This is a genomic window from Streptomyces sp. AC627_RSS907 (genome assembly GCF_019049165.1).
The window spans coordinates 54,380-61,622 of sequence record NZ_JAGMUE010000103.1; the positions used below are offsets into that span (position 1 = coordinate 54,380).

7 protein-coding genes and 1 tRNA gene are annotated in these 7,243 nt (G+C 70.7%); 2 read left to right on the plus strand and 6 right to left on the minus strand.

The window, feature by feature from the left end; all coding sequences use genetic code 11:
* Positions 1-14 precede the first annotated feature (14 nt).
* From KUM32_RS23015 to KUM32_RS23035, 5 genes are all read right to left on the minus strand, one after another.
* On the minus strand, positions 15-1,091 hold the full coding sequence (locus tag KUM32_RS23015) for an iron chelate uptake ABC transporter family permease subunit (RefSeq protein ID WP_217143837.1): 1,077 nt from the start codon (positions 1,089-1,091) through the stop codon (positions 15-17).
* Positions 1,088-2,095 (minus strand): iron ABC transporter permease, encoded by a 1,008-nt coding sequence (locus KUM32_RS23020; protein ID WP_217143838.1) that lies wholly within the window; start codon positions 2,093-2,095, stop codon positions 1,088-1,090. The genes KUM32_RS23015 and KUM32_RS23020 overlap by 4 nt, the downstream gene beginning before the upstream one ends.
* Before the next feature lie 133 nt (positions 2,096-2,228).
* Positions 2,229-2,474: a hypothetical protein gene (locus KUM32_RS23025; RefSeq protein WP_217143839.1), complete on the minus strand. Its 246-nt coding sequence runs from the start codon at positions 2,472-2,474 to the stop codon at positions 2,229-2,231.
* Positions 2,475-2,987: 513 nt separating this feature from the next.
* A complete protein-coding gene (locus KUM32_RS23030) occupies positions 2,988-3,554 on the minus strand; it encodes a Uma2 family endonuclease (protein WP_217143840.1) in 567 nt (188 codons plus the stop codon).
* A 560-nt stretch (positions 3,555-4,114) separates the two neighbouring features.
* Positions 4,115-4,537: a hypothetical protein gene (locus tag KUM32_RS23035; RefSeq protein ID WP_217143841.1), complete on the minus strand. Its 423-nt coding sequence runs from the start codon at positions 4,535-4,537 to the stop codon at positions 4,115-4,117.
* A gap of 525 nt (positions 4,538-5,062) precedes the next feature.
* Here KUM32_RS23035 and KUM32_RS23040 point away from each other — a divergent pair.
* Both KUM32_RS23040 and KUM32_RS23045 read left to right on the plus strand, forming a co-directional pair.
* A complete protein-coding gene (locus KUM32_RS23040; RefSeq protein WP_308408700.1) occupies positions 5,063-6,403 on the plus strand; it encodes a hypothetical protein in 1,341 nt (446 codons plus the stop codon).
* A 9-nt stretch (positions 6,404-6,412) separates the two neighbouring features.
* Positions 6,413-6,967, plus strand: a complete 555-nt coding sequence (locus KUM32_RS23045; protein WP_217143842.1) for a GNAT family N-acetyltransferase — start codon at positions 6,413-6,415, stop codon at positions 6,965-6,967.
* Positions 6,968-7,037: 70 nt separating this feature from the next.
* On the opposite strand, the gene KUM32_RS23050 is transcribed toward KUM32_RS23045, so the two are convergent.
* A tRNA-Gly gene (locus KUM32_RS23050) sits at positions 7,038-7,111 on the minus strand.
* Positions 7,112-7,243: the final 132 nt, after the last annotated feature.

Below are 7,243 nucleotides of genomic sequence, written 5' to 3' on the forward strand. Positions count from 1 at the left end.
CGGGGGGTTGCCGGTCACGCGGTTCCTCCGGTACGGCTGCTACGGGTGCGGACGATCAGCCACATCAGGTAAGGGGCGCCCACCAGGGCGGTGAACACGCCGACCGGAAGTTCCAGCGGCGACAGCAGGCGACGGGCCAGCAGGTCCGCGACGACCACGATCAGCGCGCCCATGAGCGCCGAGCACACCAGCGGGATGTGCGGGGTGCGGGTGAGCCGGCGGGCGATCTGCGGGGCGAGCAGCGCCACGAAGTCGACGGGGCCCGCGGCACCGGTCGCCACGGACGCGAGGACGACACCGAGGAGGCTCAGCCCGAGCCGCGTCCGCCCGAGCCGGATGCCGAGGGCGGTGGCCGTGTCCTCGTCGAACGCCGACCCGCGCTGCGCCCGCGCCGCCCACAGCAGGAACGGCAGCAGCAGGACGAGGACCGTCGCGAGCGGTGCCGCCTGGTCGTAGCCGCGGCCGTTGAGGGATCCGGTGAGCCAGGTCTTGGCCTGCTGGGCGACGAGGTAGTCGCCCTTGGTCACGAACAGCCGGGTCAGCGAGCCGAGCGCCACCGAGATGCCGATGCCGATCAGGACGAAACGGGATGCGGCGAGCCCGCCCCGCCACGCGAGCAGGTAGACCAGCAGGGCGGCGAGGAGACCACCCGCCACGGACACGTAGGGCAGGGCGGCGTACGAGGTGACCCCGAAGGTCATCGCGGCGACCGTCGCCGCGCCCGCCCCGTGCGTCACGCCGATGACGTCGGGGCTGGCGAGCGGGTTGCGGGCCACGGTCTGGATCAGCGCCCCGGAGACACCGAAGGCGGCGCCCACGAGCAGCCCGGCCACCAGCCGCGGCAGCCGGAGCGTGCCCACGACGAGCTCGTCGGGGCTGGGCAGACCGAGCAGCACGCGGACGACCTCGCCCGGAGAGACGTACGACTCCCCGACGCACAGCGACACCACGACGGCGCCGGCGAGCAGGACGGCGAGGACGCCGGCCACGGTCAGAGCCCGGCGGTGCAGCAGGAAGCTGCTGCTGCGCCCGGCCCGCAGGGCCCAGTGCCCGGCGGGCCGGAGGGGAGCGCGCTGGGGAACGTGCGTCATGCGACCGTCACCGCCTTCTTCCGCCGCACGATCACGACCAGGAACGGCACCCCCGCCAGCGCGGTCATCACGGCCACCGGCACCTCCGACGGAGGTACGACGACCCGGCCGAGGACGTCCGCCAGGAGCAGCATCACCGGCCCGAGCAGCGCGGCCATGGGCAGCAGCCAGCGATGCTGCGGACCCACGAGCGCGCGGGCGATGTGCGGTACGGCGAGGCCGGTGAAGGCGATGGGGCCCGCCGCCGCGACCGCAGCGCCCGTCAGCACGGTCGCGCCCAGGGCGCCGGTCGCCCGCAGCAGTGCGACATTGCGGCCGAGTCCCCGGGCGATGTCGTCCCCGAGCGCGAGGGCGTCCAGGCCGCGGGCCATACTCAGCACCAGGAGCAGTCCGGCGAGCAGGAAGGGCCAGACCTGCCCCGCGATCGACGCGTCCCGGCCGCTGATCGAACCGACGTCCCAGAAGCGGAACTCGTCCAGGGCCCGGGCGTTGGTCGTCAGGATCGCCGAGATCAGGGAGGCGAGGAACGCGTTCACGGCGGCCCCCGCGAGGGCCAGCTTGACCGGGGTGGCACCGTCCCGACCGCTGCCTGCGACGGCGTAGATGCCCACCGCGGCGACGCCGGCGCCCGCGAACGCGTACCAGACGTATCCGGTCAGTGAGTGCACCCCGAGGAAGGCGATGGCGCAGACGACACCCAGCGATGCCCCCTGGCTGATGCCCAGGATGCCCGGCTCGGCGATCGGGTTGCGGGTGATCCCCTGCAGAACCGTTCCGGCGACGGCGAGCGCGATGCCGACCAGCACCCCGATGACCGTCCGCGGCACCCGCAACGACCGTACGACCTGAGCGTCGTCGCTCACCCCGCCGTGCACCAACGCGTCCCACACGACTGAGGGCGCGATCGCGCGGCTGCCGACGGCGAGACTCAGCACCACCGCCAGCAGCAGCAAGAGAAGGCCGGCGGCCATCCACCCCACGCGGCGGCTTGCGGCTCTCGACATGCGCCCTCTCTCTGTTGGTTAGCCAAGGCTGGCCTAAGAGTACGTTGTGTCGAAAGTGGCGATTCCGCTGGTTGTGCCGGGGCCCCGCAGTCCCCCGTCGGCTGCCCCGTGGAGGCGCCGTGGTCGACGGGGCTCAAGCAGCAGCCGGTACTCCGGCGGCCCGATGGGACAGTGCCTGCGGGTAGCGGTGCGGCAGAAGCAGGGCGGTGGCCGCGAGGCCGGTGAGGAGGCCGAGCCGGACGCCGACGGTGTCCAAGCCGGCGAGCCGGCCGAGCAGCCAGCAGCCGACGAGGGTGATGCGCAGGCCGCTCCTGGTGTCGTCCAGGCCGCGCAGCAGGCCGACGCCGATGTTCTGTCCGCAGCCGAAGAACTGCAGCACCGCGATCAGGAGGAGGCTCGCGGCGACGTCCGTCGCGCTGCTCCCTTCGGGGGCCTGACGGGTCGAGGAAGGGGCAACAGGACCAGGCCGCGGCGGACGGTCAGGTGGACGGCGCCCACCACCGCCACCACCCCCGCCGCGCAGGCCGGCGCCGTGATCCTGACGCCCCGGTCCGCCGCGATCCGGCCCGGGCGACGAGAACCGAACTAGCGCTCTCAGCTTGGGAAGCGACGGCGCTTGGGCGGTCGCACCCTCTTGACCTGCGTATAAGGGCTCATCGATGGTGGTGTGAACCTACGGGTCGCACTCCTGCTGACTGTGGTTGTCCGCGCTGAAGGGCACACGGTGGGCACGACCGCACCGAGCGGTCCGCTCAGGGGTGCGGAGACGCCGACGCAGGCTGGACGCCTCGATGTTGCGGTCGGACGAGGAGACTCGTCGTTTTGGCATAGCAGGAATCAGGCGGGCGCTGGGCCGCACCCCGGGCAGCCTTCGTGCCCGAAGTGCGACGGTTCAGATCTGACTGAGGTCGATCTCCACCGCGAAGGGGGCGGTGATCTTCAGAACGCCAGCGAACACATCCCCCTCGCGGTACGTCCTCGTGGCGGGGTCGAGCAGGTACGTGTACACCAACGGTGCACCCGTCGCGGCTTGCTCGACACGCCAGTAGAAGCCGATCCCGGCCCTGGCGTACTGCTCCACCTTCACGATCCGGTCGGTGGTCTCCGAGCCCGGCGAAACGACCTCGGCCACGAGCAGTACGTGCTCGGGCCGGGTGGGCATGATGTCGATCGTGTCCGCACGGTAGACGATGACGTCGGGGCGGCGATTGGTCAGCGGGACGTCCTGGAGCCGGACATCGAAATCAGTGTCGGCGTTCCAGTCCGGGCCCGCGGCGGCGTCCAGGGCGTTGGCCAGGAACCGAGCCAGCCGATTGTGCCGCTTGGACGCGCTGGGACTCACGACGACCATTCCATCCACGATCTCGATGCCGGCGCACTGCTCCCCGGACCACGACTCGTACTCCTCCGCCGTGATCTGCTCGTGCATCCACGCCGGGGCCACCATCTCGGCAGTCATGACACGCCTCCCGGACACTGTGCGGCGGGCCTGGTCCCGCGCGACTCAGCGTACTGCGTTCGTTCGTCCGGCGTTCCGGCTCGCGATGGCCTCTCATCAGCCACGCGAACGTTCTGCTGCCCCTTCCGGCCCCGGTAGTAGCCCCGGTGCGGGCGGGTGTCTGCAGGCACCGGGCTGATAGGCGGAGCGGGTACCTCGCCTGTCAGGCACCCGGACCGGTGTAAGTCAGTCCCAACGCACCGCTGCGTGTGGTCCCTTTCGTCGCCTGGTCTCCCAACCATGTGGTAAAGAGCAGCTACCGGCGATATGCATTCGAGCACTCTTCTCTTCTTCAAAAGAAGAAACTAGACCTAAACGATCGCAAGCGCCCCGGAGTGCATGACTCGAAGACGCAGGGGGGAACCGGGGCGGCTTTGAGCATCTTGAGCCCGGCTGCCGCCGCCTGGTCCCAGCCGTTCTGCTCGACGTCGTCGCGCAGTATGCGGGCGAGCGCGCGAGGCGGGCGCGAACGGCGGGCAACCGGACAGGGCGGACCGGGTGCTGGGGACAGCGGCCGACGCTCAGCGGAAGGCGTTCCGTCCCGGCCCGGACACCCGGTCGATGAGGTCGTACAGCGGCGCCGGTGACACCAGACGGTCACCGCGCAGGCGCCGGCGCCAGAACACGCCGGGCGGTCGGGTGCGGGTCAGCGGCGGGAGGGAGAGAACGTGCGGCTGGCCGAGACACGCCGCGTCCCCGTGCGGCTGCCACCGCTCGCTGGTGCCGGGCGGCACGAGCCAGAACAGCCAGCCATGGTCGGGGTCCTCGATGACCGGACCGCAGGCGAGTTCGTGGGCACCCCGGTCGTCGCACTCGATCTCGTCCATCATCGTGATCACCCGGCTGCCCATCTCGCCGCCCGCCGTGATCACCACGTCGAACAGCTGGCCACCGAGCGGTACGAGGGCCCAGCCGCCGCTCTGAGGACCCTGCAGGTCACGCACACGATCCACGAGGGTGCGTGATGCCGGGACCGGGACCGGGGCCGGGATCGGGGCCGACCGGGGCGCGGGGCGATCGTCGGTCGTCGGGAGGTTCTCCCGCGGGACACGGGGGCGGTCCCCGGCCGGGGCGAAGGTGTGGCGCCGTAGCTCGGTCGTCGTCGGCATCGTCATGTCGGCACTTCCCCATCGGCTGGAAGGTTGTGCGGAAGGTCTGGCGGTAGGTGGAGCGATCGGGCGTCGGACTGGTGGATCGGTAGGCGGCACTGCCTGCTAGGAGCGTGACAAGTCCGGTCGGACGGCTCCATCCCCGGACTGCCCCCGGACTGCCCCGGACCGTCCCGGACCGCGCTTGGCCGGGGGCCGCACGGACCCGCGACCCTCGATTTGACCTCTGATACACCTCGGACAGACCTCGGAACCACTAAGAGGGGCCCGAGCGGGGCAAGTTGAGAAGCAGAACGCTCTAATCTCGGCACGGCGGTGACGCGGGCGACGCGTCCGGTGGACGGTTCGTGGGGAGGTACCGTGCTGTTCTTCCGGCTGGAACTTCAGAGGCGTGGCATTCGGAGCGCCGAAGAATTTCTCCCGCACTACAGGAAGGCGGCGGAGCGGCTCGGCCTGAAGCACGTGGATCCGGCTCCGAAGACCTTCGAGGGATGGTTCTACGACGGGCGCAGGCCGCAGCGGGTCTTCCGTCCCGTCATTGCCGAGATGCTCGGCAGCACCATCGACGCACTGTGGACCGAGGTGCCGGCAACCAGCGCCTCACCCTCCCTCCCCGTGGCCGGCCCGCAGTCGCCGGTCGCCTCGCCTGCCCGACCCGGCATGGATATGAGCGAGATGAGAAGGAGCGGTGCCATGGCCGTCCGACGTGCACGGAAGTACGTTCTCCAGACGGACCGCGAGAGGCTCGGTGACAGCACGCTCCCGGTGCTGCACGATCATGTGGCCCGACTGATCACCGACTATCCGCGCGTCCCGCTGGCGGCGATCTGGGACGACCTGCTGGACGCCCAGGACCAGGTGATCTTCAACCTGGAGACCGGCAGGCACCGCCCCTCGCAGCTTGGTGATCTCAACTTCCTGGCCGGGATCCTGGGGTTCCTCGTGGCCAAGGGCTTCAACGACATGGAGGACCGGGAGCAGGCCAGGACCATGAGCTTGCTCGCCACCTCCTTCGCCAAGGACGCCGAGCATCCAGGGCTCCTGGCGCTGGTCCATGGGCTGCAGTCCCTGATCGAGTACTGGGCGGACCGCCCCGGGGACGCCCTGTTCTACGCCGAGAAGGGCGCGGCGCTCTCCGCGGACCTGCGCGGCACGGTCGGTCTGTGGCTGCTCGGCCTCCAGTCGCGGGCTGCCGCGATCCTGGGCGACGAGGAGACCGTACGGATCGCCAACCGGGCGGCGTTCGACCGGCGCGAGAGCTTCGTCCCGGACGACTTGGACGAACTCGGCGGCCTGCTCACCTACTCGTTGGAGAAGCAGATGTACTACGCGGTGGAGTCCGAGGCCCACCTGGGCCACGGCGACGCCGTCCTGCTCGGCGAGGCGGAGGGGGCCGTACGGGGATTCAGCGACCCGGCCGACCCGAACTGGGCCTTCGGGGATCTGGCCGGAGCCCAGTGCAACCAGGCCCTCGTCCTCCTCCACAGCGGGGACGTGGATGGGGCCGCACAGGTCATCCGCCCGGTGCTGGACCTGGAGCCGATGTACCGCAACAACGGCATCATCGTGTCCGCGCAGCGGGTCAGGCATGCGCTGACGACATCCGGTGCGCGCACCGCGGTCGTGGCCCGCGACCTGGGAGAGGAGATCGCCGTGTTCCCGCCCCGGCGGTCGTCGTTCCCTTCTCCGCCGCGGCGATAGGGTTCCCGCATGTACCCGGTCCAGCGTTCCGGCCGGCGCCTCGGCCTCCGCGAACTCACCGTCGACGACGTCGACGCGGTGTTCGCCGTCTACGGTGACCCCAAGGCGACGGAACACCTGTCGTTCGAACCCCGCACCCGGGAACAGACCGGCCACATCGTCGCCCGTTCCCTCGCGGCAGCGACGGCGGAGCCCCGCACCGAGTACGCGCTCGCCGTGGTCGCCCCGCCCTCCGGCCGTCTGATCGGCTTCGCCCGGCTGGCGATGGATCCCCATCAGCAGCGCGCGGCCACTATGGGCTTCGCCCTTCGCCCGGACACCTGGGGCGTCGGCTACGGTACCGAGACCGTACGCCTCCTGCTGGCGCTGGCCTTCGAGGATTTGTCCCTCCACCGCGTCTGGGGCGCCCGTTCCCCCCTCAACGCCGCCTCGGCACGCACGATGGTCGCGGCAGGCATGACGGAGGAGGGCACGATCCGCGGTCACATCCAGAAGGCGGGCCACTGGCGGGACTCGGTAGTACACGCGATCCTGGCGGAGGAGTGGAAGCCCCAGCCCGACTGACCGCCCCGGACGAGAGAGCCGAGCCTCCGTTGGCCAACAAAACCCCGGGCCAGTGGCCCGGGGTTACACATGGAGCGGGTGACGAGAATCGAACTCGCGCTCTCAGCTTGGGAAGCTGATGTTCTACCATTAAACTACACCCGCGTAAGACGCCGACCGTGGTCGGTGCCTGGACGCTCGCTCACTCTACCCCATCGCAGGCCCCCGGTGTTCGCGCCGTGGGGTCTGCGGGGGTTTCGGGGGGTGGGATCCGGCTGCGTCGGGGCGGAGTTGGGG